The sequence below is a fragment of the Candidatus Nanopelagicales bacterium genome, assembly GCA_041393815.1.
Classification (GTDB): Bacteria; Actinomycetota; Actinomycetes; order S36-B12; family JAWKJK01; genus JAWKJK01.
The window spans coordinates 208,208-234,939 of sequence record JAWKJK010000002.1 but is presented as its reverse complement, the minus strand read 5'-3'; the positions used below and the strand labels follow the sequence as shown (position 1 = coordinate 234,939).

At 74.7% G+C, this 26,732-nt stretch carries 26 protein-coding genes and 1 riboswitch; of the genes, 7 read left to right on the top strand and 19 right to left on the bottom strand.

The window, feature by feature from the left end; translation table 11 throughout:
• Positions 1-141 precede the first annotated feature (141 nt).
• A riboswitch (cyclic di-AMP (ydaO/yuaA leader) is annotated at positions 142-288 on the top strand.
• Between the two features lie 3 nt (positions 289-291).
• The 5 genes from R2737_06575 to R2737_06555 all read left to right on the top strand — a co-directional run bounded on the left by R2737_06575 (position 292) and on the right by R2737_06555 (position 6,925).
• Positions 292-906: a C40 family peptidase gene (locus R2737_06575; GenBank protein ID MEZ5115915.1), complete on the top strand. Its 615-nt coding sequence runs from the start codon at positions 292-294 to the stop codon at positions 904-906.
• 43 nt (positions 907-949) lie between these two features.
• A complete protein-coding gene (locus R2737_06570) occupies positions 950-1,939 on the top strand; it encodes a ribonuclease III domain-containing protein (GenBank protein ID MEZ5115914.1) in 990 nt (329 codons plus the stop codon).
• Positions 1,936-2,754 carry an SDR family oxidoreductase gene (locus tag R2737_06565; protein MEZ5115913.1) on the top strand — a complete coding sequence of 273 codons (819 nt, stop codon included), beginning with the start codon at positions 1,936-1,938 and terminating at the stop codon, positions 2,752-2,754. Before R2737_06570 ends, R2737_06565 begins: the two co-directional genes overlap by 4 nt.
• 86 nt (positions 2,755-2,840) lie before the next feature.
• A complete protein-coding gene (locus tag R2737_06560) occupies positions 2,841-5,252 on the top strand; it encodes an ATP-binding protein (GenBank protein MEZ5115912.1) in 2,412 nt (803 codons plus the stop codon).
• An 8-nt stretch (positions 5,253-5,260) separates the two neighbouring features.
• A complete protein-coding gene (locus R2737_06555) occupies positions 5,261-6,925 on the top strand; it encodes an EAL domain-containing protein (protein ID MEZ5115911.1) in 1,665 nt (554 codons plus the stop codon).
• 23 nt (positions 6,926-6,948) lie between these two features.
• Here R2737_06555 and hypE read toward each other — a convergent pair whose 3' ends face one another.
• The 17 genes from hypE to R2737_06470 form a co-directional block, all read right to left on the bottom strand.
• Entirely contained in the window at positions 6,949-8,013 is a 1,065-nt protein-coding gene (hypE, locus tag R2737_06550) for a hydrogenase expression/formation protein HypE (GenBank protein ID MEZ5115910.1), read from the bottom strand.
• A gap of 16 nt (positions 8,014-8,029) precedes the next feature.
• Positions 8,030-9,133 (bottom strand): hydrogenase formation protein HypD, encoded by a 1,104-nt coding sequence (gene hypD / locus R2737_06545; GenBank protein ID MEZ5115909.1) that lies wholly within the window; start codon positions 9,131-9,133, stop codon positions 8,030-8,032.
• Positions 9,134-9,146: 13 nt separating this feature from the next.
• Positions 9,147-9,407 (bottom strand): HypC/HybG/HupF family hydrogenase formation chaperone, encoded by a 261-nt coding sequence (locus R2737_06540; protein MEZ5115908.1) that lies wholly within the window; start codon positions 9,405-9,407, stop codon positions 9,147-9,149.
• Position 9,408: 1 nt separating this feature from the next.
• On the bottom strand, positions 9,409-11,769 hold the full coding sequence (gene hypF, locus R2737_06535; protein MEZ5115907.1) for a carbamoyltransferase HypF: 2,361 nt from the start codon (positions 11,767-11,769) through the stop codon (positions 9,409-9,411).
• On the bottom strand, positions 11,766-13,010 hold the full coding sequence (locus R2737_06530; GenBank protein MEZ5115906.1) for an NHL repeat-containing protein: 1,245 nt from the start codon (positions 13,008-13,010) through the stop codon (positions 11,766-11,768). Before R2737_06530 ends, hypF begins: the two co-directional genes overlap by 4 nt.
• Positions 13,007-13,564, bottom strand: a complete 558-nt coding sequence (locus R2737_06525) for a hypothetical protein (protein ID MEZ5115905.1) — start codon at positions 13,562-13,564, stop codon at positions 13,007-13,009. Before R2737_06525 ends, R2737_06530 begins: the two co-directional genes overlap by 4 nt.
• A gap of 10 nt (positions 13,565-13,574) precedes the next feature.
• Positions 13,575-13,937: a hypothetical protein gene (locus R2737_06520; GenBank protein MEZ5115904.1), complete on the bottom strand. Its 363-nt coding sequence runs from the start codon at positions 13,935-13,937 to the stop codon at positions 13,575-13,577.
• A complete protein-coding gene (locus R2737_06515; protein ID MEZ5115903.1) occupies positions 13,937-15,196 on the bottom strand; it encodes a hypothetical protein in 1,260 nt (419 codons plus the stop codon). Before R2737_06515 ends, R2737_06520 begins: the two co-directional genes overlap by 1 nt.
• Positions 15,193-15,534, bottom strand: a complete 342-nt coding sequence (locus tag R2737_06510; protein ID MEZ5115902.1) for a hypothetical protein — start codon at positions 15,532-15,534, stop codon at positions 15,193-15,195. Before R2737_06510 ends, R2737_06515 begins: the two co-directional genes overlap by 4 nt.
• A complete protein-coding gene (locus R2737_06505; protein MEZ5115901.1) occupies positions 15,518-16,036 on the bottom strand; it encodes a hydrogenase maturation protease in 519 nt (172 codons plus the stop codon). The genes R2737_06510 and R2737_06505 overlap by 17 nt, the downstream gene beginning before the upstream one ends.
• Positions 16,037-17,641, bottom strand: a complete 1,605-nt coding sequence (locus tag R2737_06500) for a nickel-dependent hydrogenase large subunit (protein ID MEZ5115900.1) — start codon at positions 17,639-17,641, stop codon at positions 16,037-16,039.
• A gap of 30 nt (positions 17,642-17,671) precedes the next feature.
• Entirely contained in the window at positions 17,672-18,646 is a 975-nt protein-coding gene (locus R2737_06495) for a hypothetical protein (protein ID MEZ5115899.1), read from the bottom strand.
• Entirely contained in the window at positions 18,643-19,347 is a 705-nt protein-coding gene (gene hypB / locus R2737_06490) for a hydrogenase nickel incorporation protein HypB (protein MEZ5115898.1), read from the bottom strand. Before hypB ends, R2737_06495 begins: the two co-directional genes overlap by 4 nt.
• Positions 19,344-19,718, bottom strand: a complete 375-nt coding sequence (locus R2737_06485; protein ID MEZ5115897.1) for a hydrogenase maturation nickel metallochaperone HypA — start codon at positions 19,716-19,718, stop codon at positions 19,344-19,346. The genes hypB and R2737_06485 overlap by 4 nt, the downstream gene beginning before the upstream one ends.
• Positions 19,719-19,728: 10 nt before the next feature.
• Positions 19,729-20,304 (bottom strand): DUF1641 domain-containing protein, encoded by a 576-nt coding sequence (locus tag R2737_06480; protein ID MEZ5115896.1) that lies wholly within the window; start codon positions 20,302-20,304, stop codon positions 19,729-19,731.
• Positions 20,305-20,541: 237 nt separating this feature from the next.
• Positions 20,542-21,849: a class I SAM-dependent methyltransferase gene (locus R2737_06475; protein MEZ5115895.1), complete on the bottom strand. Its 1,308-nt coding sequence runs from the start codon at positions 21,847-21,849 to the stop codon at positions 20,542-20,544.
• Between the two features lie 31 nt (positions 21,850-21,880).
• Positions 21,881-23,296 carry an FAD-binding oxidoreductase gene (locus tag R2737_06470; protein MEZ5115894.1) on the bottom strand — a complete coding sequence of 472 codons (1,416 nt, stop codon included), beginning with the start codon at positions 23,294-23,296 and terminating at the stop codon, positions 21,881-21,883.
• A 38-nt stretch (positions 23,297-23,334) separates the two neighbouring features.
• On the opposite strand from R2737_06470, the gene R2737_06465 reads away from it, so the two are divergent.
• Both R2737_06465 and R2737_06460 read left to right on the top strand, forming a co-directional pair.
• A complete protein-coding gene (locus tag R2737_06465; GenBank protein ID MEZ5115893.1) occupies positions 23,335-24,018 on the top strand; it encodes a hypothetical protein in 684 nt (227 codons plus the stop codon).
• Positions 24,019-24,094: 76 nt separating this feature from the next.
• Positions 24,095-24,616, top strand: a complete 522-nt coding sequence (locus R2737_06460) for a peptidase (GenBank protein ID MEZ5115892.1) — start codon at positions 24,095-24,097, stop codon at positions 24,614-24,616.
• Positions 24,617-24,766: 150 nt separating this feature from the next.
• On the opposite strand, the gene R2737_06455 is transcribed toward R2737_06460, so the two are convergent.
• Together R2737_06455 and R2737_06450 are read right to left on the bottom strand one after the other, a co-directional pair.
• Positions 24,767-25,852, bottom strand: coding sequence for a carbon-nitrogen hydrolase family protein (locus R2737_06455; GenBank protein ID MEZ5115891.1), 1,086 nt, complete (start codon positions 25,850-25,852; stop codon positions 24,767-24,769).
• Positions 25,853-25,886: 34 nt separating this feature from the next.
• Positions 25,887-26,729 (bottom strand): class II glutamine amidotransferase, encoded by an 843-nt coding sequence (locus R2737_06450; GenBank protein MEZ5115890.1) that lies wholly within the window; start codon positions 26,727-26,729, stop codon positions 25,887-25,889.
• Positions 26,730-26,732 lie beyond the last annotated feature (3 nt).

Here is a 26,732-nt window from a genome sequence, read left to right as displayed (position 1 = left end):
GTCGTGGCAGCACCCCGGAGTCACGACCGTGACCCGGTCGTGACTTACGCGTGACACTTCGCTAGCCTCGCCCTCGGCCTCCGAGGGAGGGGGCCACCCCGGGCGGAACGCCGAGTCCCGCCGCCGCCCGCGGGCCACCCGCACAACCACGCGCGGCGGGAGCGGGGGACCCACCACCGGGCTCCTCCGCGGAGTCCTCGGGGTGAAGCCGGACGGCGCACGCCGGACGGCCGGGCCACCTCCCGGTCCGAACCCGACAGCTCACCTCGCAGGCGTCGGAGAGGAAGCCCCGTGCGTCCCTCGCGCCGCCCGGCCGCAGTCGCGGCCGCCCTGGCTGCCGGACTGCTGACCGCCGGCCTGGTCCTGCCCGCATCCCCCGCCACCGCGGCCACCCCGGCCGCCGCGACCACCCCGGCGGCCGTCGCCGTCCCCCGCGCCGACGGAAGCGGCGGGTCCGGCGGGTCCGCCGACGCGTCGGCCGCGTACGGCCGGGCCGAGCAGGCGGCATCCCGCGCCCAGGCCCGCGCGGCCGCCATCCGCGCCACCCGGATCCAGATCATGGTCGAGGCGGCCCGGCTGGCCGGGATCCCCTACCGCGCCGGCGGCACGTCGCCGAACACCGGCTTCGACTGCTCCGGGTTCACCTCGTACGTGTTCCGCCAGGTCGGCATCTCGCTGCCCCGGGTGTCCCGCGACCAGTGGGCCTCCACGACCCCGATCCCACGCTCCCAGGCCAAGCGGGGCGACATGGTCTTCTTCCACTCCGGCGGTCGGGTCTACCACGCGGCCATCTACGCCGGCGGCGGCCGGGTGTGGCACTCCCCGCGCACCGGCGACGTCGTGAGCAGGGTGCCGATCTGGTCCAGTCACGTGTTCTTCGGCCGGGTGCCGGCGCTGCAGCCCTGACCCCGGGCACCCGCACGCCCCCCGGGCGCGGCAGCATGACGCCGTGACCGCTCAGCCGCCCACCGGGCACCCGCCCGAGCGGCCGGACTGGCGGGCCGACCTCGACCCGGCCGAGGCCGAGCGGGTGGAGCGCCTCGACGACGCCCTCGGCCTGCGGCTGCGCGACCCCGAGCTGGTGCACGCGCTGGTCGACCCGCGCGGACCGCTGTTCCAGCGGCTGGAGTGGGTCGGCGACTCGCTGCTCGACGCGGTCACCGTGCGGGCACTGCTGGAGCGCCAGCGCTGGGACAACCCCGACCTCGGCGCGGTCTCCGACCGTCGCCAGCAGCTGGTGAGCGACCGGGCGCTGACCCGCGTCGCCCGGGTGTCCGGACTGCCTCCGGTCGGCGGGTTCCGGGCCTCCTCGCAGCGGCTGGCCGACCGGGTCGAGGCCTGCATCGGCGCCGCCTGGGTGGACGCCGGGCCGGTCGCCGCGGCCGCGGTCGCCCGCCACCTGGTCACCGATCCGGTGCTGTCGGAGCAGCAGGTGCGGGTCACCCGGCCCCCCGGCCGCGGGCCCGCCGACCTGGCCCGGCTCGAGGGCGCCCTCGGGCACGGCTTCGCGACCCCCGGCTGGGCGGCCTGGGCGGTCGAGCCGGGAGCGCAGCGCCGCCGCCTGGCCCTGCTCGGGGACGCGGTGCTGGAGGCCTCGTCGGCGACCGCGCTGTACGAGGAACTGCCGACGGCCGACGAGGGCGTGCTGTCGGAACGCCGGCGCGCGCTGGACAACAACCACCGGCTCGCCGCGGCCGGGGCGCGGCTGGGGCTGCGCCCGCTCCGGCAGGGCTCCCAGGGTCGGGGGTCCCGGCGTCGGCGGCGTGCCGACATCGACCGGGACGTGGCCGACTCGGTGCAGGCCCTGGTCGGCGCGGTGGCGATGGACGCCGACGTGCCCACCGCGATCGCCGCCGGCCGGCGCGTCCTCGGGCACCCGCCCCACCACGGCGGACCCGACCACGGGCCCCCGGCCCCCGCTCCTAGGGTGGGGCCATGACCGCCCCCACCAACGCCGCGGCGCTGGCGACCCTCCGCGACGGCTGCCTGCAGGGCCGGACCGCCCTGGTCACCGGGGGCGGGTCCGGCATCGGCCGGGCCACCGCGGTGCTGCTGGCCCGACTCGGGGCCCGGGTCGCGGTGGTGGGCCGGCGGCTGGAGGCATTGGCCGAGACGGCCGAGGTCGCCCGCGAGCTGCCGCACCGCCCCGAGCTGCTCCCGGTGTCGTGCGACGTGCGGGAGACCGACCAGGTCGACGCGATGCTGGACCGGGTGCTCGATGCGTTCGGCCGGGTCGACCTGCTGGTCAACAACGCCGGCGGCCAGTTCGTCTCGCCCGCCGAGCAGATCACCCCCAAGGGGTTCCGCGCCGTCACCCGGCTGAACCTGGACGCGACCTGGTACGTCACCACCCAGGTGGCGGCCCGCTCGATGATCCCCGCCGGGTACGGCAAGGTCGTCAGCGTCACCATGACGCCGCGCCGCGGCATGCCGGGGATGGCGCACTCCTCGGCCGCGCGGGCGGCCGTGGAGAGCCTGACCCGGACCCTCGCCGTGGAGTGGGGCCGGCACGGGATCCGGCTGGCCGCCGTGGCACCGGGCATCGTGCACACCCCGGCGTGGGAGCGCTACGGCCTGGACCCCGACCAGATCGCGCAGATCGTGCCGCTGGCCCGGCTGCAGGCCGCCGACGAGGTCGCCGCCGTGATCGCGTTCCTGCTCTCCCCGGCCGGGGACTACATCACGGGTACCACGGTCGTGGCCGACGGCGGCCTGGACGTGAGCGGCCCCGGCTCGGCGTTCGGCGCCTCCTAGCACGAACGGGCGGCGAGGCTCGAGCACCCCCGGCGGACCGCGCACAGGCCGGGCAACTGCGCCCCGACCGCCCTAGGCTGCCAGGCGTGGCTGCTCCCGGCGACGACCCGATCGCCGCGCTGGTCGACGCCCATCCGATGGCCGCGGTGGTCGACCGCGTGGTGATCGACGCCGACGGCGAGGTCGTCGACATGGTCGTCGAGCACGCCAATCGGGCGGCGCTGGACCTGTTCACCGCCGTCCTCCCGCCGGGCTGGAGGCTGGGGTCGAGCATCCGGACCCTGCAGCCGGAGGTGGCCGACGCGCTGTGGGGCTACCACGTCGACGCGGGCCGGTGGCGGGACTCGGTGACCGGCTCGATGACGCTGCCCGACGGCACCGGGGGGCGTCGCGTCGTGGAGTTCCACCAGGCACCGGTGCCCCCCGACCGGATGGTCGCGTTCTTCGTGGACCGCACCGAGCGGGAGCGGCTACGCCGCTCCGAGGCCACCGCCCGGGCCCGGCTGGACGCCACGCTGGACGCGCTGCCGGACGGGCTGGTCATGCTGCACGCGCTGCGCCCGGACCTGCCCGACAGCACCGGCTGGGTGGTGGAGACCGCCAACGAGGCGGCCCGAGTGCTGGTGCCCGCGCTGGCCCCGGGGGTCGTGGTCGACCCGGACGACCCCGCCGGGGCGGCCCTGGCCGAACTGGCGGCCTCCGCGCTGACGGACGGTGGCCGGGCACACGGCCGGCGCGCGGTGCAGGTCGCCAGCGGGTGGGCCGAGCTGGACTGGTCGACGATGCCGGTGGACGACGCCTCGGTGCTGGTCGTGCTGCGCGACCTCGGGGAGACCCGCAGGCTGGAGGAGCAGGTCCACCAGGCCGCCATGCTCGCGTCCCGCGCGCGTCGACTGCTGTACGTGGCCCTGGACAGCTCGCCCAACCCGTTCGCGGTGCTGCGCGTGCATCGCAGCACCGGTGGCGCGGTCGTGGGGCTGACGTACGACTTCCTCAACGAGCCGGCCTGCCCGCCGGGGCTGGAGGTCCGCGACGTCGTCGGGCTCAACCTGCTGGTGGCGGACCCGGGCGCGGAGGACTCCGGCCTGTACGACGAGATCGTCGCGGCGGCTGACGACGCGGCTCCGCACCGGATGACGGTCACCCGACCGGCGCACGGGGCCGACGGCGAGACCCGGGTCGAGGAGGTGGTCATCTCCCGGGTGGACGAGGAACGCGTCGTCATGACCGCGTTCGACGTCACCCGGCTCACCCGGGCCCAGCGCGAGGCCCGCGAGGCCCGGGACGCCGCCGTGGCCGCATCCCACGCGAAGAGCGACTTCCTGGCGACCATCACGCACGAGCTACGCACTCCGCTGACCACGATCCTGGGCGCGACCGACCTGCTGCTGGACACCGAGCTCGACGGTGAGCAGCACCAACTCGCCCAGCGGCAGCGGGACGGCGCGGAGGTGCTGCTCGCGCTGGTCAACGACATCCTGGACCTGTCCAAGATCGAGGCGGGGCACCTGGAGCTGGAGGCGCTGGAGGTCGACCCCCGCAACCTCGTGGGTCGGTCCCTGGGCATGGTCAGTGGCCGGGCCGAGGCCAAGGGTCTCGACCTCGGCTGGTCGGCCGCCGACGCCGTGCCGCCGGTCGTCATCGGCGACCCGGTCCGGCTGCAGCAGGTGCTGCTCAACCTGCTGTCCAACGCGGTCAAGTTCACCGACAGCGGCACGGTCGACATCCGGCTCGAGGTCGACGACGCGCTCCCCGCGGACGGCCTGGACGCCAACGCCAGCGCGGTCCGGTTGCGGTTCGAGGTGCGCGACACCGGCATCGGGATGACGCGGCAGGACGCCGAGAAGCTGTTCCAGCCGTTCGTCCAGGCGGATGCCTCCACGACGCGCCGGTACGGCGGCTCGGGGCTCGGCCTGTCGATCGCGCGGCGGCTGGTGGAGCGCATGGACGGCGAGATCGGCGTCGACAGCGAGCCGGGGCGGGGCTCGCGGTTCTGGTTCACCGCGGTGCTCGGCCTGCCGGACCCGTCGGTGGCGGCCCTCCCCGCTCCCGCGGTGCCCGCGGCGCCTCCCGGCGGTGCCCTCGGCTGGCGGCCGAAGGTGCTGCTCGCGGAGGACAACGACGTCAACCGGGTCCTGGTCACCGCGATCCTGGGGAAGATCGGCTGCGACACCGAGCAGGCCGCCACCGGGGTCGAGGCGGTGGCGGCCGTGCAGCGCGGGGACTACGACCTGATCCTGATGGACGTGCGGATGCCGGAGATGGACGGCCTGGAGGCCACCCGCCGGATCCGGGCGCGCGAGGCGGCCGGCGCGCGGCGTACGACGATCCTGGCGCTGACGGCGAACGCCACCCGGGACGCGCTGCTGGACACCGAGCGCGCGGGGATGGACGGCTTCCTGTCCAAGCCGATCAACAAGTCGGCGCTCGAGGGCGCGATCCGGTTGTGGTGCCGCCCGCGCTCGACGCAGCCGGACCGCTCCACGTCACCGGACTGACGGTGTCCGTGTCCCCCGACCCGGCCGCCGCGTGGGCCGTCCTGGCGTCCTCGCCCGCACCCGGGATGCTGCTCGCGGCCGAGCCCGGCGGGGTCCGGATGAGCCCCAACCCGGCGGCGGTGGACCTGCTCGGCGCCCGCGCGGTCGACGCCCTGAGCTCCTGCGCCGACGTGGACGCCGCGGACCTGCTGCGCCGGGCACGTGACGGCGGCCAGCCCGCCGGGACCGCGGTCCTGCGCGACCCGGACGGCTCGGTGGTGGCGACCGTGCGCTACGACGTGGTCGGCGTCGACACCGACCACGCGGTGTGCTGGCTGCGCCGGGAGACCGAGCCGGCGGTGCGCCGAGCGCGCGGCGCGGGGGAGGACCGCGCTCGGGCCGGCCCGGGGCGGGTGACGGCCGGCCCGCCGGACGACGACGGGGAGCTGGCCGCCGAGGTGCGTCGCGCGGTGGGCCGGGCGCGTGAGGGTGCGTCGTTCGCCCTGGCGCTGCTGGAGTTCGCGGTGGCGCCCGGTGACCCCACCGTCGTCACCCGCACCGAGACGGGAGACCTGGCCGCCGAGGTGGCCGCGCTGCTGCGCACCGTCGTGCGCGACCGGGACCGGGTCGTGGACGCCGGTCCCGGGCTGGTCGCCCTGCTGGCCGAGGGGCTCTCGGACGCCGACGCCATCGGCGTCTTCCTGGACCGGCTGCGGGCCGAGACGGTCCCCCGCCTGTCGGAGCGGGCCGGCGGCGCGCGGGTGTGCATCGGCGTGGTGGTGTCTCCCGCCGACGACGCCGACACGGTGCTGCGGGACGCGGCGGCGGCGCTGGCGGAGGCGCGGACGTCGGCCCACCCCGGCGGGCCGGCCGTCACCGTGGTGTACGACGAGGCCGAGGCCGCGGGTGCCCTGGCCCCCATCACGTCGGCGGACCTGGTCGAGGCGATCGACAGCGGCGAGCTGCTGCTGCACTACCAGCCGGTCGTCGACGTGACCGACTGGCGGTGCGGCGGGGCCGAGGCGCTGCTGCGCTGGCGACACCCGAAGCGTGGCCTGCTGGCCCCTCCCGAGTTCCTGGGTCGGCTGCACGCGGACGCCTCGGACCGGCTGGTGGCCTGGGTGGTCGACGAGGCCGCCCGGCAGGTCGCGGTGTGGGAACGGGTGGCCGACCTGGACTACTTCCGGGTCGGGCTCAACGTGTCCCCCTGGGAGCTGGTGGAGACCGACCTGGTCGGCACGGTGGCGGCGGCGCTGCGCCGCCACGGCGTCTCCGGGCAGCGGTTCGCGCTGGAGATCCTGGAGACCGAGGACCTGGCCGGCCGCGGCCGCGCCGCCGCGCAGGTGCGCGCCCTGCGGGACCTTGGGCTGCGCGTCGCCATCGACGACTTCGGCAGCGGCTTCGCCACCATGTCCTACCTGCATGACCTCCCGGTGGACCTGGTCAAGGTGGACCGGACGCTGGTGAGCCTGCACCCGGGACGCCGCGACGAGGCGATCCTGGCCGCGCTGGCCTCGGTGGCGGACGCCATCGGGGCGGACGTGGTGCTCGAGGGCGTGGAGCACCCCGACCAGGTCGCCCTGGCCCGCCGCGTCGGGGTGCGGTTCGCGCAGGGCCTGCTGCTCGGCGCGCCCGCGCCCGCGTCCCCGACCCGGCTGCCGGCGCCGGAGCCCGAGCCGCCCGGGCTGAGGTAGGCCCCGGGGGTCAGCAGATCCGGTCAGCAGATCCGCGGCAGCTGCTCGGCCAGCGGCAGGTCGACCACGCGGGTGCCGCCGATCCCGGTCCGGGCGACCACCACGCCGGGGTGCTCCTCGGTGACCTCGCCGATGAGCGCCGCCCCCGCCCCCAGCGGGTCGGCGTGCAGGACGGCCAGGGCCCGCTCGGCGTGCTCGCGCGCCACGAACGCCACCAGTCGGCCCTCGTTCGCGACGTACAGCGGGTCCAGGCCGAGGAAGCCGCACGCCGCCCGGACCGCGTCCGGCACCGGCACCGCCCGTTCGGTGAGGACCACTCCGACGCCGGCGGCGGTCGCGATCTCGTTCAGCGACGCGGCGACCCCGCCGCGGGTCGGGTCGCGCATCATGTGCACGTCCACGCCGGCGTCGAGCAGGGAGGCGACCAGCGCCGCCAGCGGAGCGGAGTCGGTGGCCACGTCCGCGCCGAACTCCAGGCCCTCGCGCACCGACAGCACGGCGATGCCGTGCAGCCCGATCGGACCGGACACCAGGACCGCGTCGCCGGGCCGGACCCGGCCCGGGCCCAGGTCCACCCCGTCCGGCACGACGCCGACCCCCGCCGTGTTGACGAACAACCCGTCGCCGTGGCCGGCGTCCACCACCTTGGTGTCTCCGGTGACGATCTCCACCCCGGCCCGGCGCGCTGCCTCCCCCATCGTCGCCGCGATCCGGGTGAGCTCGTCCAGGGACAGCCCCTCCTCCAGCACCATCCCCACCGACAGGAACAGCGGCCGGGCACCGGTCATCGCCAGGTCGTTCACCGTGCCGTTGACCGCGAGGTCGCCGATGTTGCCGCCGGGGAAGAAGCGCGGGCGGACCACGTACGAGTCGGTGCTGAACGCCAGCCGCTGACCGCCGACGCCGACGACGGCGGCGTCACCCAGCTGCGAGAGCACCCCGTCGCCGCTGCCGTACGCGGGCAGGAACAGGTGCTGCACCAGCTCGCCGGACAGCCGCCCCCCGCCGCCGTGGCCCATCACGACGTGCGGGTGGTCCCGCAGCGGCATCGGGCAGGACCAGTTCTCCAGGTCCAGGTACTCGCTCACGTCGGCCTGGTCCGCGTCACGTCCCGGCCGGCTGGGCCAGCCGGCGGAACTGGTAGTAGGCGGCGCAGGCGCCCTCACTGGACACCATCGGCGCGCCCAGCGGCGAGCGCGGGGTGCACTGCTGGCCGAACGCCTCGCACTCGTACGGCTTGATCAGCCCCTGCAGGACCTCGCCGGAGCGGCACAGCGGCGACTCCTCGGTGGTGATGCCCTCCACGTCGAAGCGCTTCTCCGCGTCGAACTCGACCCACTCCGGCGCCAGCCGCCAGCCCGACATCGGGATCGTGCCGATCCCGCGCCAGGCCCGGTCGCAGGTCTCGAACACGTCGCGCACCACCGCCTGCGCGGCCGGGTTCCCCTGTGGCTGAACGGCTCTGGGGTAGGCGTTCTCCAGCTCGGCGCGGCCCTGCTCCAGCTGCAGCAGGACCCGGCGGATGCCCTCCAGCACGTCCAGCGGCTCGAACCCGGTGACCACGATCGGCACGGAGTAGCGCTGCACCAGCGGCTCGTACTCCGACACGCCCATCACCGTGCACACGTGCCCCGCGGCGAGGAAGCCCTGCACCCGTCGGGTGGGGGACTCCATCAGCGCGGTGATGGCCGGGGGCACGAGCACGTGCGAGACGAGCAGGGAGAAGTTGTCCAGGCCCAGGCGCCGCGCCATTTGCACGGTCATCGCGTTCGCGGGCGCCGTGGTCTCGAAGCCGATGCCGAAGAAGACCACCTGCTTGTCCGGGTTGGCCTGGGCGATGCGCACGGCGTCCAGCGGCGAGTACACGATCCGCACGTCGCCGCCCGCGCCCTTGACCCGGAACAGGTCGGTGCTGGAGCCGGGGACGCGCAGCATGTCGCCGAACGAGCAGAAGATGACGTCGGGGCGGGACGCGATCTCCAGCGCCCGGTCGATCATCTCCAGCGGGGTCACGCAGACCGGGCAGCCGGGGCCGTGGATCAGCTCGACGCCGTCGGGCAGCAGCTGGTCGATGCCGTTGCGGATGATCGTGTGGGTCTGGCCCCCGCACACCTCCATCACCGCCCATGGGCGGGTGACGGTGCGGGTGATCTCGTCCAGCAGGGCGCGGGCCAGGTCGGGGTCGGCGAACTCGTCGAGGTACTTCATCGTGGCCGCCGCGCTACCGCGGGTCGTAGGTGACGCCGAGCTCCTCGTCGAGCAGCCCGACGCTCTTGAACAGCTCCAGGGTCTCCTTGGCCGACGCCTCGTCGAGCTTCGTCAGCGCGAAGCCGACGTGGACGATCGTGTAGTCCCCGACGGCCACGTCCGGCACGTACGCCAGGCACACCTCCTTGCGCACGCCGCCGAAGTCGACGGTCGCCATCCGCGTCCCGTCGGCCTCCCACACCTCGTCGACCCGTCCGGGTACTCCCAGGCACATGTCAGGTCCCTCCTCCGCCGGCCACACCGCCACCCGATGCTGCGACAGCCGCCTGCCCGAGCGCCAGTCCGCCGTCGTTCGGCGGGACCACCCGGTGCACCAGCACCGTGAGGCCCGCCGCCTCAAGCCTGCCCCGGCACGCGGCCGTGAGCAGGGAGTTCTGGAAGACGCCCCCGGTCAGCCCGACCCGGACGACGCCGGTCTCGGCGCGGACCAGGACCGCTGCGTCCCGGACCGCGTCCGCGAGCGCCTCGTGGAAGGCCCGTGCGGCCGCGGGCGCCGCGACACCCGCCCGGGTCGCCGCGGCGCCCGCGCGGACCGCCGGTCGCGGGTCGATGACCAGCGCGCCGGCGTCGTCGCGCTCCACCGCCATCCGCCAGGCCGCCCCGTCCGGCCCCGGGTCCGCGCCGGCCGCGAGCGCCTCCAGCTCGATGGCGGCCTGACCCTCGTACGACGCGTCGTGCCGCACGCCGAGCAGGCTGGCGACCGCGTCGAACAGCCGGCCGACCGACGTCGTCGGGGTGCAGCCGGCGCCGGTCTGCAGCAGCCGGCCCACCACCCGCAGCTCGACGTCATCGCAGGCGGCCACGGCCGGGATGCCGGTGTCCGCGTCGACGCCTGCGGCGGCCAGGTGGGCCAGCGCGGTGCGGGCGGGGCGGCGGATCGCCGCGTCGCCGCCGGGGAGCGACACCGGGCGCAGGTGGCCGACCCGCTCGACCTCCTGGTACGACCCGAGCAGAAGCTCGCCGCCCCAGATGGTGCCGTCCGTGCCGTAGCCGGTGCCGTCGAACGCGACGCCCAGCACCGGCTCGCCGGGAGCTACGCCGTGCTCGGCGAGCAGCGACCCGAGGTGGGCGTGATGGTGCTGGACCAGGCGCAGCCGCGCACCGGTGGCGGCCGCCCGCTGCTCGGCCCAGCGCCGGGACAGGTAGCCGGGGTGGAGGTCGGCGACCACCAGTCCCGGGTCCACCCGGGCGAGTGCGGACAGCGTGTCCGCGGTCCGCTCCAGCAGGGCCAGGGTCTCCAGGTTGGCGGTGTCGCCGATGTGCTGGCTCATCCAGGCCCGCCGGCCGGACGCGACGCACACGGTGGTCTTCAGCTCCCCGCCCACCGCGAGCGCCGGCGGCGAGTCCAGCGGCAGCCGGACCGGCATCGGCGCGTAGCCGCGGCTGCGGCGCACCGGCTGGCGGTCGCCGTCGACGACGCGCACGACCGAGTCGTCGCAGGACACGTGGATGCCGCGGTCGTGGTGCAGGAAGGCGTCGGCGATGCCGGCCAGCCGCTCCTCCGCCTCCGTGGGGTCGATGGCCAGCGGCTCGTCGGAGAGGTTGCCGCTCGTCATCACCACGACGTCGGGCACCCGCCCGGCGGGGCGGTCCGGGTGGGGGGACAGCAGCAGGTGGTGCAGCGGCGAGTAGGGGAGCAGCACGCCGAGGAAGCCCTGGTGCGGCGCCACGGCGTTCCGGACGGAGGCCGCGGCGTCGTCGTCGCGGACCGGGGCCAGCACGATCGGCGCCTGCGGTGACGTGAGCAGCGCGCTGGCCTCCGGGTCGAGGTGGACCAGGGAGCGGGCTGCGTCGAGGTCGCGCACCATCACCGCGAACGGCTTGTCCCCGCGCGCCTTCCGGTCGCGCAGCCGGTGCACGGCGGCGGCGTCCCGGGCGTCGCAGGCCAGGTGGTAGCCCCCGACGCCCTTCACGGCGACGATGCGTCCCTGCGCGAGGGCGTCCTGCGCGGCGGCGAGGGCGGCGTCGGCGTGCAGGCCGTCCGCGCCGTCCGGGTCGCGCCATCGCAGGGTCGGCCCGCAGCGCGGGCACGCGGTGGGCTGGGCGTGAAACCGCCGGTCGGCCGGGTCCTCGTACTCGCGAGCGCAGTCCGCGCACAGCGGGAACGCCGCCATCGTCGTGAAGGGCCGGTCGTAGGGCAGCCCGGTGACGATGGTGTAGCGCGGACCGCAGTAGGTGCAGGCGGTGAAGGGGTAGCGGTAGCGGCGGTTCCCGGGGTCCGCGACGTCGGCGAGGCAGTCCGGGCAGACGGCGGTGTCGGGAGGGATGAGGGCGACGTCGGCTGCCGCGTCGCCCTCGCGGCTGGTGACGATGACGAACCCGGGGACCCCGGTGGGATCGACGGGCGTCGTGGTCACCGACTCGACGACCGCCAGCGGTGGCGCCTCGTCCCGGACCCGGCGGACGAACTCCGCGATCGCCGGGTCGGGTCCCTCGACCTCGACGAAGACGCCCTGGGCGTCGTTGCCGACGTGGCCGGCCAGGCCCAGTCCGGTCGCCAGCCCGTGCACGAACGGGCGGAAGCCCACGCCCTGGACGACTCCGGTCACCCGCACGCCGACCCGCACGACCGTCACCCCAGGCGCCACAGCACCACCCGGTTGTTGCCCGAGTCCGCGACCGCGAGCAGGTCGCCGGACAGGCACAGGCCGTACGGCCAGCACAGGCTGTCGTCCTCGACCGTCGCCCAGCGGTTCTCCCCGTGCAGGTCGAAGTCCGGCTGGCCGACCACGGCGTCCGCGGGAGCGGCGGATCCGGTGCGCGGCAGCGCGTCCCACAGCAGCACCCGGTTGTTGGCGGTGTCGGCGACCGCGAGCCGTCCCCCGTCGGAGGCGATGCCGTACGGGAACCGCAGGCGCGAGGGCCCCTGCGGCAGGTAGGTGAGCTCGGCCGCCGTCGTGAAGTCCGGCTGCCCCAGCACCAGGTCCGCGTCCCGGTCACCCCACTGGTGGAACGCTCCGCCAGCGGGCGGGGCGCCCGGGCTGGTCGAACGTGGCACTGGTGGGGGTTGCGCGGGGGCGGTGGGGGGCGGGGTCCAGCCCAGGACGCGGTGGTCGCCGGCGTCGGCCACCAGTAGCGTGCCGGCATCCCCGGCGACCGCGTGCGGCCACCGGAACGTGGCCGGGCCGACCGCCCCGCCGCGGTTCTCCGCCCGCGACCGCGGGTCGTCCTGCCCCAGGACGACGTCCGGCTCCCGTCCGGGCTCGGGGACCCCGGTGCCCGACCAGCCCAGCACCCGCCGGTTGCCGGTGTCGGTGACCCAGAACGTGCCGGCGACGACGCCGAAGCCGAAGGGCCAGTAGAACGTCGCCGGCCCCACGTCCCCGCCGGCGTTCTCCGCCACCGCCGTGGCGTCGGGCTGTCCGAGCACCAGGTCCGGTGCGGCGAAGTCGTCCTGCGGCAGCGCGTCCCACACCAGCAGTCGGTGGTGCCAGGCGTCCGCGACCACCAGCCGGCCGTCGACGACCGACACCCCCGTGGGCAGGTGCAGTCCGCGCTCGCTGGACCTGCCACCGGCCGCCGGCCCCTCGGCGGTCATGCCCGGCTGGCCCAGGACGACGTCCGCGGGCGCCCCGTCGCGGTCGGGCCGGTGGTGCCACACCAGCACCCGGTGGTTCCCGGTGTCGGCCACCACGACGCGCTCGCCGTCGGTCCACACCCCGCGCGGGGCGTACAGCTGCGTCGCCGTCGGGGTGGCGGCGGGCAGGGCCAACCCTCCGGGGGCGTCGGCACCCAGGCGCAGCAGGGGTCGCGCCGACACGCCGTGCGTGGCCGCGCCGCCGGGGGTGGCGCGCCAGACCGGGGGGACCGCGGTCACGGCGGCCCCACCCGCAGCGAGGTGAGCGGGACGAAGGCGCCCGACTGCTCGGCCTCGGCCTCCTCCACCGCCCGCAGCCCGGGCACCCGGCTCACCAGCACCTGCGCGATCTCGTCCTTGACCTCCTGCGCGGGGGCGCTGCACCCGGTGGGGTAGCGGACGACCGCCACGTCGTCGGCGACCCGGACCACGTCCAGCTCGATGCTGCTCGCGACCAGGTACGGCCGCAGCTGCTCGACCGCGCGCAGCACCTCCACGGTCCGGTCGGCCCGGACGATCCCGTGCGCGACGAACAGCGCCATGACCTCCGGCTCGTCGACCGCGCGGTAGAGCAGCTCGACCCCGCGGGGATCCGACCGCAGCAGCTGCACCAGCGTGACCAGCCCGGCCCGGTTGAAGGCGGTGATCGCCTCGACGGTCTCGTCCAGCAGCGGGCCGGCGTCGGCGTGCCGCACCCGGTCGCGCAGCTCGTCCACCCGGCGGGCCAGGTCCTCGAAGGACTCCGGCTCGTCGCCCGCTGCCGGCCGGGTCTCGGCCGCGTGGTCGGTGGTCATCCCGCCTCCTCTACCCGCCGAACGCCAGCTGTCGTTGCAGCAGCTGCCCCGCCTGCGCCGTCAGCACGTCGCCGAACGCGGTGCGGGCCAACCGGTCCAGTACCTCGGCCACGGAGCCGCCGGCGTCCGGCGGCAGCGTGCGGCGCTCCAGCGCCTGCAGGACGAACGCCGCGCCCGCCGGGTTGTCCAGCAGGTGCTCCTCGAAGAACGCGTCGACGAAGTCGGCGAGCCACACGCCCTCGGACTCCGGGTCGGCCCGCAGCGCGTCCAGCGCCGGCTGCGGGCCACCGCAGCGGTGCACCGCCCGCTCCACAAAGGCGCCGGCGGCCTCCTGCAGGAGCAGGTCGAACTGCTGGCGGAGGAACGGCTCCATCAGCCGTCCTCCTGATCGCGACGGGCCCGGGCCTCGGCCACCGAGGCGAGGATGTCGTCGACGCCCGCGACCCCCTCGCCGTCCCCGGCGGCGGCGAACAGCCCGCGGGCCCGTTCCAGCCGCTGCTGGGCGGAGTCGAGGGCGCCGAGGTGCCCCAGCGCGTTGCCCTGGTTGGCCAGGATCCGGGCGACGCCCACCGGGTCGCGGTCGGGGTCGCGGAACTGCAGCAACTCCTCGTACAGCTGCACCGCCTCGTCGAGGTTCTGCTCCTGGTGGACGCTGGGCAGGTACTGCAGCGCGTTGGCCAGGTTGAGCTGGGTGCTGGCCCAGGCGGCGGGGTGCGTCTGCGGGGTGAAGACCCGCAGCGCCGCGCGCAGCGACGTCACCGCGACACCGAGCCGGATCCGGTCGCCCTGGTCGCTCATCGGCATCACCAGGTAGGCCAGCGCCAGCTGCTGATTGCACGCGGCGAACTGCTCGGGGTGGGTGTCCTCACGGTAGGTCTTCAGCGCCCCGGTGAGGTCCCCGACCACCGCGAGCAGGGCCCCCCGGTCGGTCCCGGCCGCCTGCTGGCGGGCCAGCGCGCGCGTCACCAGCAGCTCGGCCCGCAGCTCGTCGGGGGCACCGGCCGGCAGCGCGCGCAGCGCGGCGTCGGCCTCCTGCGCCGCCGCCCGCGGGTCGTCGAGCCGCTCCCGCAGCAGGTCCGCCCGGGTCGCCCGCAGCGACGCCGCCAGCAGCGGCGACCCGCCCGCCGTCGCGTCCTGTCCGGCCCGGGCGAGCTCGAGGACCGCGGCGGCCACGTCGCCGCGCTCGAGTGCGGCCGAGGCCCGGGCGGACCGCACCACGGCGGCGACCTCCCCGGCGCACCCGGCCACCCCCGGCGGCTCGTCCACCAGCCCGAGGCTGAACCGAGCGGTGTCGACCAGTGCGCGCAGCTCGCCGTCGGTCCCGACGGCGAGGCCGTCCCACACCGCGTCGCCGCCCACCAGGACGGCGCGGTTGTACGTCGCGACCGCGTCGTCGCCGGGGACGAGGGAGGCGGCCCGCTCCGCGTCGCCGTCGAGGGCGGCCCGCACGTAGGCCAGCGAGTCCGGCCAGGGGTCCGGCTCGCCGCCCGCCGTCAGGGCCGCGACCGCGTCGGCGGGTGCCGTGGCCAGGACGAGCATCCCGGCGGGCCAGGGCAGCACGCCCAGCGGCTGCGGCCGGGGTCCGGGCAGGGCCGGCCCGGGCACGGCCGGCTCTGGCTGCGTGGTCGTCATGGGCTCCCGTCCGTGGGCTGGTCCGGTCGGCGGTCGTCCGGCGCCTCCCGGAAGCCTGCCGCAGGGATGTGCCGGCGCGCGTTGCGTTCGATGATCCTGGCCGCGGTCTGGGCCCGCCGCTCGTCGGGATAGTCCCCCACGCGCCGCCGCACCGCACCGGACTCGAGCACCACGTCGAGGTAGACGACCCACCGGCCGGACTCCGGGACGACGGAGGCGTCCGCGGCCCAGGCCTCCTGGACGACGGGCCACCCGTGCGGGTGCTCGCGCCCGGGAGGCCGGCCGGCCGGATCCGGCAGCTCCGGGTCCGGTAGCTGCGGCTCAGCCGGTCCGCTCATGCGCCAGGTCCGCAGCGATCCGGTCGGCCACGTCGGTCACCGCGGCGTCGACCGCGGGGCTCAGCGGGGCGCCGGCGTCGAACGACGCGCCCTCGATCAGCCAGACCGTGACGTCGTCGGGGTAGTCGTCCTTCAGCAGCCACTGGGCGAATCCCAGCGCCTGGTCCCAGCGGAACCGGTGCAGGTTGCCCTGCGGCGGCTGCAAGTCCATCAGCTCCTCGCCGGGGACCCGGTGCACGGTGCCTGGCTCCACGCCGATCCGCGACGCGTCGACGACGATCACCCGCCGGGCGCCGCGCATGGCGAAGGCCACGTCCATGCCGGCGGTCCCCCCGTCCACCAGCCGGACCCCGGCGGGGACGCCGCGCTCGGCGAGCAGCCGGACGAGCACGGGCCCCGCCGCGTCGTCGCCGCGGATCAGGTTGCCGCAGCCGACGACGAGGGTGTCGGTGGCGGGGGGACCGAAGGTCGCTGCGGTCTCGGTCGGGTCGGCGTCGGCCAATCAGCCGCCGCCCATCCGGAACTTCGCGATCTCCCGCCCGGTCTTCCCGTCGTACGCGTGCACGGTGCAGACCAGGCACGAGTCGAACGAGTGGGCGACCTGCGCCAGCTCGACCGGGAAGTCCGGGTTCTCCACCGGCGCGCCGATGAAGCACTTCTCCATCGGGCCCACCACGTCGTTGCCGTCACGCGGCCCGATGTTCCATGCGGTCGGCGTGATGACCTGGTAGTTGGCGATCTTGCCGTTCTCGATGACGATCCAGTCCGACAGCGCGCCGCGGGCGGCCTCGGTGGACCCGAACCCCTTGCCGGACGACGGCTCGGCCGGCTTGGCGTAGAAGTCCTCGTGCAGGTCCAGCTCGTTCAGCCACTGCCGGCACTGCTTGTAGTACTTCGGCGCCTCGTGCACCCGCGCCAGCACCCGGGTCATGACGCTCGGGCCGAGCTGGTCGATGACGTTCTTGATCAGCGGGTCGAAGTCCTGGTGCGCGGCCGCGTCCGGACGCGCCGCCATCATCTGCCGCGCCAGCGGCCCCACCTCGAGCGGCACGAACCCCTTGCCGGGCACCTCGTACCGCGGCGACTTGGCCCAGGTGTACTTGCCCTGCTTGCGGCCCTCCTCCGGGTCGATCGGGTCCGTCACGCCGTCGAACGGATGCCGCGATCCGGTGCCCCGGTAGAACGAGTGGGTGATGTCCTCGGTCACCCGGGCCTGGTCGAAGTCGAAGTACTCGCCGTCGGCGTAGATGCCGGAACGGGACTTCAGCGCCGCGTTGCGCCCCTCGATCGTCGGGTCCTGGTACAGCTCCGGGTCGAGGAACGTGCCGGTCGCCAGGAAGTTGCCGTAGCCCTGGCCGTAGGTGTCCAGGCCGATCTCCTTGGCCCAGCGCAGGAAGAACGCGCAGTCGCTGTTGTGCTGCGACTCGTTCTCGTCCATCCAGGCCTCGACGTCGGCCCAGGTCTTGTTCTCCATCCAGCGGTCCACGGAGCAGCCGAGCCACTGGCCCTCGAGCCACTCGTTCTTCCAGTGGTCCAGGATCGCCAGCGACCGGGTGACGTCGGACAGGGTCGGGGCGCACATCACGCCGCCGGGGATCATGAACGAGGAGTGCGGCCACTGCCCGCCGAAGATGGCGTAGATCTCCACCGGCAGCGCGGACAGCGTGACGCCCTTCTGGTACGACGCTCCGACGTACGGGGCGAACCGGCGCGCGGCCTCCTCGTACGACGGCGCGTTGGCGTACTGCGCCGCAGTCAGGTCCGGGCCCATGATCGCGTAGAACCAGCGCGGGATGCTCTGCAGCGTCTCGGTGATCTGGCCGATGTTGCGCACCCGGGTGGCGTTCGGGGGCACGTGCGTGCCCCAGGCCGTGTCGAGCGCGTAGCAGGCCTTGTAGAGGTGGCTGCCGCCGCAGATGCCGCAGATGCGCGGCGTCATGATCAGGCCGGCCTGCGGGTCCTTGCCGCGCAGGATGATCTCGAAGCCGCGGAACATCGCGGCCTCGGTCCAGGCGTCCGTGACGACGCCGTCGGTCACCGTCACCCTGACGTCGAGGTCGCCCTCGACCTGTCCGAGCGGGGAGACGTTGAGGTCCATCGTGGTCATGCTGGGCTCTCCTGGGTTCGCTCGGGGACGTCAGACGACGAACATGTCTTCCTTGGACCACTGCGGCGCGACGGCCCGGGCGACGCCGGCGAGCGCCATGTACGAGGCGGCGTCCATGCCGGCCGGCTCGTCCTTCGGGATGACCCCGGCCACCTTCTGGGTCTTGAACACGGTGCCGAGCTCGAGGTCCCCGTGCGGGTAGCCGGGCTCGGTGCAGCCGGTGCAGGGCATGCCGGCCCGGGTCTTGGAGGACTGCCGGTTCCACAGGATCCGGTTGCAGGGGGAGTGCGTCATCGGGCCGCGGCAGCCGAACTCGTAGAACAGGCAGCCGGTGCGCATGCCCTGGCCGAAGCTGGGCGGGTCCTGCTTGTAGGCGAAGAACTGCACCCGGGTGCAGCCGCTCTGGGTGAAGGTGGTGAAGAACGTGCTCGGGCGCTGCAGCTCGTCCAGTGCGAGGTCCTTCGCCCGGCCGGCCGCGAGCGCGACGATGATCTGGCTGATCCAGTCCGGGTGCGCCGGGCAGCCGGGGATGTTGATGACCGGCAGGCCGAGCTTGGACACGAAGTCGGGGCCGAGGTAGCCGCCCCTCTTGCCGCCCCGGTCGAACTGCAGGCCGCGGCTGGTCGTCGGGTTCGGCGGCACCGCGGGCAGGCCGCCCCAGGTGGCGCAGTCGCCGATGGCCACGACGATGCCCGCCTTGGGGGCGATGTCGTCGACCCAGTCCTTCATCGGCCGGCCGGCGAAAATGTCGTAGCGGCCGGAGCCCTCCGGTCCCTCCATGACCGTGCCCTCGTACACGAAGATGTCGATCTCCTTCTCGCCCTTCGCGTACTGCCAGAACAGGTCCTGCGCCGTCTTGCCGATCTCCATCGACAGCGTCGGGTGGTAGACGATCTCCAGGCCGAAGTCGACGATGAGGTCGACCACGCTCGGCTCGGCGGCGTTCACGAACGACATGGTGTTGCCGCTGCAGGCGCCGCCCTGGAACCACAGCACGGACGTCACGGTGCCTCCCGGGATGGGATCGAGCCGGCGGCGGTCGCCTCCGGCGAGGGGGTGAGCAGGAGCAGGTCGAGCACGGCGTCGACACCGGCGCCCGTACGGGCCGACGTCTCGATCACCGGAGCGTCCGGGTTCACCGCGGCGAGCGCGGCGTAGGCGGCGTCCCGGTCCCAGCCGACAGCATCGGCCAGGTCGGTCTTGGTGATGACCAGCGCGTCGGAGGAGTGGAACAGCTGCGGGTACTTCACCGGCTTGTCCTCGCCCTCGGTCACGCTGAGGAGCGCCAGTCGGGTGTCCTCGCCAAGGTCGAAACCGCTGGGGCACACCAGGTTCCCGACGTTCTCGATGACCAGCAGGTCGAGCGCGTCGAGGTCGAAGGCGTCGAGGTGCTCCGCCAGCATCTCGGCCTCGAGGTGGCACATGCCCTCGGTGACGATCTGGCGCACGGGGGCGCCGGAGCGGGCCAGCCGCCGCGCGTCGTTGTCCGTGGCGCAGTCGCCGACCAGGGCGGCGGCGCTGACGCCCCGCTCGGTGGCCCGGGCGAGCAGCGTCTCCAGCAGCGCCGTCTTGCCGGTGCCTGGGCTGGACACCCAGTTGGAGACCCGGACGCCGGCGGCGGCGAAGGAGGCCCGCAGCTGCGCGGCGAGCAGGTCGTTCTTCTCCAGGATGCCGCGCCTCAGCTCCACGACCCGGGGCGTGCTCACGGGGCACCTCCCGCGGCCGGGACGGGCGCCTCGTCGTAGACGATCCTGGCCACCTCCAGCTCCTCGCCGTGCCGCACGTCGCCGGTGGGCGTGCCGCACGACGGGCAACGGAACAGCGTCGTCGCGGGCAGCTCGCGGTCCTCGTCGCAGGCCGGGCAGTGCACGCTCACCGGCACCTGCTCGATCCGCAGCACCGCGTCCTGCAGCGGGGTGTCCAGCGCCGCCACCTCGTACGCGAACTGCAGCGCCTGCGGGACGACCCCGGACAGCGCACCGATGCGCACGTGCACCTCGCGCACCCGGACCGGCTCGGCCGGCAGGGCGTCCACGACCGTCGAGACGACGGCGTGCGCGACGGAGAGCTCGTGCATGGGAGGGCTGCTACCGGGCCGATGCCGGGGGCGTGGCGGACGACGACCGCTGGCGGCGGCCGAAGACGGTGGCGAACTCCAGCAGGAAGGCCAGGGTCTCCTGGACCTCGGGGTCCTTGATCCGCTTGACCAGGGCGAACACCCCGCCGGGGCTGACCTGGCGGCCGCGGGTGGCCTGGTCGGCGGCCAGGGCCGCCTCGCCGAGGTGGCCGACGATCTCGACGATCTCCGGCTGCAGGATCGGGGAGTCGAGGAACCCGGTGATCGTCTCCTTGCGGGCCGCCAGCGCCGGGGCCACCGGGGCCAGGTCGGCCAGGCTGGAGATCGCCTGGGCGATCTGCCGCCCGCCGGCGCCCTCGGGGCCCTCCACCTGGGTCCGCAGGTCGCGCACGATGCCGTTGACGTTGTCGACGATCTCCGGGGAGCGCTGCAGCAGCGCCGAGCCCATCGACGCCAGCACCGCCAGCGTGGGCGCGTTGGCGGCGATGACGGCCAGCGACTGGCGGATCTCGGGGTCGCGCAGCAGGGCGGCGAGCTCGTCGTCGGTCGGCGCACCGGCAGCGGGCAGGTCGGGGGCCAGGGTCACGGGTCACCTCCGTCGGACGCACACGGCGCAGGCCGGGTGTCCTGCGGCGTGACGCGCGCAGGGCACCTGGTCCTGCGCCCGTGGCGCGCACGCTACTGCGGTGTGACCCCGTTCACACGGGACCTTGGTCATTCGCTGGGAATTTCTTGGCGCGCAACGGGTTCACGCGATCCGTGTCCCGTCGTGCGGGATACATACCCCGGGGGGCATCCCCCCGTTCGGCCGGACCGTGGCCGCTCAGTGCGGGGCGGTCGAGCCGACGCCGGACCCGACGGGGTCGGCCAGGCCCAGGCGCACCGACTGCGGGGTGGGGTACTGCCAGCCCGCCCGCAGCGGCATGCCGGAGCGTCCACCCGGACCGAGCTTCACGCCCAGCGTCTGGTGCAGCTGGATGTTGTCGGTGTCGAACCCCAGCCGCGACGCCGCCATGTACAGCCGCCACACCCGCGAGATGCCGAGACCCGCCTCCTCGACCGCCTCGTCCCAGTGCTCCTCCAGGTTCTCGCACCAGTGCTTGAGGGTGAGCGCGTAGTGCTCCCGCAGGTTCTCCTGGTGGCGGATCTCGAAGCCGGCATCGTTCATGACCGACTGGATGTGACCCGGCCCGGACAGCTCGCCGTCGGGGAAGACGTACCGCTGCACGAACGACTTCGCGTAGTGCGTGGGCTGCTGGTTGTCCGGCCGGGTGATGGTGTGGTTGAGCAGGCGGCCCTCGGGCCGCAGCCTCGCCAGCAGGAACGAGAAGTACGACGGGTAGTTGGCCCGCCCGATGTGCTCGGTGAGGCCGATCGACGACACCGCGTCGAAGCCGCCCTCCGCCACGTCGCGGTAGTCGGAGTGCCGGATCTGGGCCCGGTCCTCCAGCCCCGCGTCGGCGATGGCGCGCTGGCCCCACGCGGCCTGCTGGCCGGACAGCGTCACCCCCAGCGCGGTGACGCCGTAGTTCTTCACCGCGTGCAGGACCATGCCGCCCCAGCCGCAGCCCACATCCAGCAGCCGCATGCCCGGCTGCAGCCCGAGCTTCTGGCAGACCAGGTCGAACTTCTCCTCCTGCGCCTGCTCCAGCGACGTGTCCTCGGTGGGGAACACCGCGCAGGTGTACGCCATCGACGGGCCCAGCACGAAGCGGTAGAACCGGTTGCTCACGTCGTAGTGGTGCTCGATCGCGTCGGCGTCGCGGCGCTTGGAGTGCCGGCGACCCGACATCCGCGCCTCCTGCGGCGGCGGGGTGGGACGGGCGAGCGCGTACGGCGCGAACTCCCGGGCGAGCGCGAGCTTCTCCCGCAGCGTGAGCGTGGCGCTGAACGGCCACATCCGGCTCAGGGCGGTGTGGACGTCGCCATGGATCTCCAGGTCGCCCGTCACATAGGCCCGCATCAGCCCCAGCTGGTTGGGAGAGGCGGCGAAGTACTGCACCGCGCGCGGGTTGCGCACCTCCAGCCACACCTCGGCGTCGACCGGACCGGCGCTGGAGCCGTCATAGGCCCGGAACCCCAGGCCACGGTCGTTGCCCACCACCATCGTGAATGCCTCGGCCAGTCTCACCAGCGACCTCCCGGCGTCGTGGTCGTCCCCGTCATCGTTGCTCCACGCACTTCTCGTACAGCCCCAGCAGCCGCCCGTCCGGGTCGTACGCCTTCTTCAACCCGTCGTAGACCCCGCCCCCGTAGGTGGCCCAGAACTCGTCGCGATCGTAGAACGCGGTGGAGTACAGCGACTTGCGGCCTCCCAGGTCGGCCACCACGCGCTCGATCCGACGGTTGACCCGTCCCTCCTCCGGGTCCACCCCGGGCGGAAGCGGCACCGTGGACCAGAACCCCACGTTGACGTACGTGGTCGACGGGTCCAGCTGGTACAGCGGCCACCGCGCGGCGGGGTCGCGCTGGCGCAGCGGGCACACCCAGACCGGCTCGATGCCCACCTCGCGGTGGAAGAAGTCCAGGAACTCCGGCAGCCGGTCCACCGGCACCTCGATGTCCTGCACCACCGGCTCGCGCGCCGGGCGGCCGCGCAGCCGGTCGGCGCGTGCGGACAGCCGCCAGCGTCGGTCCAGGGCGACCAGCTTCCAGTAGACGTCGCTGCGCAGCCGGGACTTCGGCCACAGCAGCCGGACCTCCGGGCGCTGGACCCCGAAGGCGCGCGAGCACCAGAACCAGTCGGTGTCCCAGCGCCACAGGTAGTCGTGGATGGTGAGCAGGTCCTCCCGGCGCCGCTGGATCGACCGGTAGTAGACCCCCATGCCGGTGTAGTTGGACGCCAGCGGGTTGGCGGCGGTCGGTGCCGCGACCTTCTCGCCGAGGGTGAGGTACTGCTCCTCGGGTGAGAACACGGTGCCGTCGAGGAAGTCCACGCGCTGACCGCGCCAGCTGCGCTCGGCGGTGATCCGGGCGGCCGCCTCCGCCAGCTCGGTCGCGGTGTCGAACCGGACGTGCCGCAGGTGCACGTACGGGGCCACCGGCTCCAGCTCGATCCGCAGCCGCAGCGCGTAGCCGAGGGTCCCGTACGAGTTGGGGAACCCGAAGAACAGGTCCCGGTGGGGGTCGTCGTCCGCCCGGCTGATGGTGAGCACCCGGCCGTCCCCGGTGAGCACGTCCATCTCCAGGACGGACTCGTGCGGCAGCCCGTTGCGGAAGCTCGTGCTCTCGATGCCCAGGCCGGTGACCGCGCCCCCGAGGGTGATCGTGCGCAGCTGCGGCACGCACATGGGGGCAAGCCCGTGCGGCAGCGTGGCGTCCACCAGGTGCTCGTACGTGGTCATCCCGAGCACGTCGGCCGTGCGGGCCGACTCGTCGACCTCCAGCACGCCGTCGAACGCCGCCACGTCCAGCCCGGGACTGGACGTGCGCGCCCGCGGGCGGAACAGGTTCGACGTGGCCTTGGCCAGCCGGACCGGCTCGCCCGGGGCGAGCTCGGCGTACTGGTCCAGCAGCCGGGCGACCTGGTCCTGGTAGCCCCCGCGGTCGAGCCCGCACGGGGTCCGCTCCTCCACCACGGGTGCCACCGTAGTCCGGCCTGGGGGAGGATGACCCGGTGTCCTGGTCGTACGAGGTGATGGACGCGGGGCCGGTCGGGCCGCCGCGGCCCCCCCGGCGCTGGCCGTGGGTCGTGGGCGCGGTGGTGGGCGTGGTGGTGTTCGGGGCGCTCGCCCTGGTCGTCGCCGACTGGGCGGCCCGCAACCTGGAGATGCGCGCGCTGCTGGCCGCGGTGGAGCGGTCCGAGGCGGCCATGGGCGACACCCAGGCGGCCGTCGCGGCCGAGCTGGACCCCCTGACCCAGCGCACCGAGCCGCTCGCCGAGGACGAGCGGCAGCAGCTGCTGGAGGACCTGTCCGGCGTGGCGGCGCAGGGGGACTCGGCGGTGACCTCCGCGGGCGACGCGGTGTCGTCCGTGTTCGTGCTGCCGTGGCACACCGCGATCCGGGATGCCCGGACCGCGTACCTGGCGCACAACATGGCGTGGCAGGACTACCTGTCCGCGGCCACGGACGACCCGGCCGAGTTCGTCCGGCCGCAGCAGGCCGTCAACGACACGTTCGCCGCCGCGGAGCCGATGCTGCGGGCCGCGCTGCCGGCGCCCGCCCTGTTCGACCTGCCCACGCGGGTGGACGCCGTCTTCGCCGACCTCGACGAGGCCGACCCGACGCCCGCTCCGGGCGAGGACGGGGGCGGCTCCGGCGGGGGCGACGGGCAGCAGGTCAGCGCCCGCGGCCCCTGACCTGGACCCCGACACGACCCGGCTGGCACTCGAGGGTGCTTGTGTGCCAGGAGCCTCCTGCCGCACCCTGCGACGCGTGAGCCCCATCCACGTCGCGCCGTACCACCGGAGGGACCGGTCGCTCGCCGGCTTCGTGCTCTCCGGCCGGTGGCCGGAGTCGACCCGGGAGTGGACCCAGCTGCTCGCGGTCGCCGTCCGGGTGGCCGCCTGGCCGGGCATGCTCGCCACCACCGCCGTCTTCACCGCGGTGGAGGACCTCCCCGAGGACCCGCAGCCCGACACCGTGGGCCTGGTCACCTGCGCCGGACCGGTCCTCGGGCAGGGCGCGCCGCGGCCCGGGGAGTTCGCCGACCACCAGCCGCCGGCGCTGCTGGTCCTGCACCCGCCGTCGGAGACCGTGCCGTCCACCCCGGAGGTGCTCGGCGCCGCGTCCGGGGTGCTGCTGCTGCCGGGGGTGCCGCACCTGGGGCTGGAGCACCGGGCCGGCTGGGTCGAGGCGGAGCCGGACGGCACCGTGACCCGGCTGGTGAGCGCGGTCGGGGTGGACCCGCTGGCCGACCCCGACCTCGCGGTCCTGGCCACCTTCCTCGCCGCATAGCCCGAGTCCCACCCCCACTGGTGGAACGTCTGGCCAGGCCCAGGCGCCAGATTGCTGGCGCAAGGTTCCACCGGCGGGGGCGGGAGGGGCGTACGAGGCTGGCGCGGCGCGCGATCAGCCCGCGGGGCGCGATCAGCCCGCGGCGCGCGGTCAGTCCGCGGCGAGCGGGACGCGGGCGTGCAGGACGTCCTCGCCGTACGGGTCGTCGGACTGCGCCAGCACCTCGGCCTCGCCGGACGCGGAGCGGCCCAGGATCAGCGACGGGGCCTCGAAGTGGTTGTCCAGCACGTCGCCGACCAGCTGCGGGTTCACCGCGTAGCGGATCGACGTCAGCGCCGCCATCGAGCTGAACAGCCCCTCGGTGAACCACTGCTCCTTCCGCAGCTGCCGCTCGCCGATGCTCTCGTCGTTGAACGCCCACGGGGCGTCCCACAGCCACGCGTTCGCGCTCGGCTGCGCCAGGACCGTGGCCCCCAGGCGGTCCAGCCGGGGTACGCAGGCCTCCCACTCCGGCTCCCCGGAGGTGTGCGGCTCGCGGAAGCCGTCGTAGCAGATCAGCGTGCCCAGCCGCCCCACCTCGGTGTCCAGCACCACCAGGTCCGCCGGGTCCCCAGGGGACAGGTCCAGCACGTCCTCCTGCGTCGGCACCAGGTTGACCTTGCGGGTCGACAGCACGCACCGGCCGGACGGGTCGAACGTGAACGCGGTGTTGTAGACCTTCGCGCCCTCCGGGCCGCCCAGCGCGCGGAACTGCGCCGACGCCTCGCCCAGCGCGTTGCGCGGCACCAGCAGGCTCCCCGCCACCACCCACCAGCCGCGGTCGCGGGCGATCGCCGCGAACGTGCGGTGGTGCGCGCCCCAGGCCTCCGGCGCGGCCGCGGTCAGGAAGGCCCGCGTCGTCGACAGCGTGCGGTGCGACGCCATCGTCGCCAGCAGCCGCGGCAGCATCCGCAGCGCCACCCGGGTCAGCGCCTGGTCGGTGGTCGTGGCGCCCCGGACGGCGTCCGCGCGGCCCTGCAGCACCAGGAACGTTCCCACCATCTCCGGCCAGACCGCCAGCACCGCCGGGGTCGCGCCGTCCGGGTCCGGCCCGGCCTGCGCGACCAGGTCCGCCGCCCGGTCCGCGAGTGCCCGGTGGTGGTCGGCGTACGCCCGTTCCGAGGCGTACTCCTCCATCCGGACCCGGGGCTGCACCGCGACCAGGTCGACGTACCGGGAGTGCTGCTGCATCGTCATGGGGTCATCGTGCCCCCACCGCGGCCGGCGCGGATCAGGTGTCGATGTTGGGGTCCTTCTCGTCGAGCAGGTGCAGGTGGGCCGGCGGGTCCGGCAGCGCGACCTGGCTGTCGACGGTGAGGTCGGGCCGCACGTGCAGCAGTTCACCCGGATCGAGCATCCGCCACCCCGGGTCGTCGTCGAGCCGCTCGGAGGCCACGACCACCGTGGGCGTCACGGCGGTGGCGCGCACCCGCAGGCGGGACCCGCTGGCCTCCCAGCCGTCGACGGCCCCGCCGGGCCGGGGCGACCGCGCCAGGACGTGGAGGGCGCGCTGGTCGGGGTAGCGCAGCGCCCACAGCTCGCCGTCCTCGATCAGCACCAGGTTCAGCGAGTACATCGGCAGGTTCGCCGCGATCCACCCGGCCGCCGCGGTGATCCCGGCGGAGACGTCGCCGTCGTGCTCGTCCGTCCGCTTCGTGACCAGCGCGAGGAACCGCTCGGAGTCGGTGTCGCCGTGGACCAGCCGCCGGTAGTCGCCCAGCTCGGCGTCGATCGCGTCGAGGTCGCCGAAGCCGCCGTTGTGGGCCATCAGCCGGCCCTCGGCGAGGAACGGGTGGGTGTTGTCGACGGTGTGGGCGCCGGTGGTGGCCAGCCGCACGTGCGCCACGAACGTCCGCGAGGTCGCCGTGCGCGCGGTGCGGGTGAAGGCCGGGTCGTCGTACGCCGGGTCCGGATGCTTCTCCACCTCTGGTCGCCCGTCCCCGTCGAACCATCCGATCCCGGCGCCGTCGGGGTTGCGCCGGCTCTCGGCGTCCAGGCTGTCCGGCGCGTCCAGCAGCCAGAACGCCGCGGACACCCGAGCCGGTCCGGCGGTCAGCCCGAACAGGCGGCACATCGC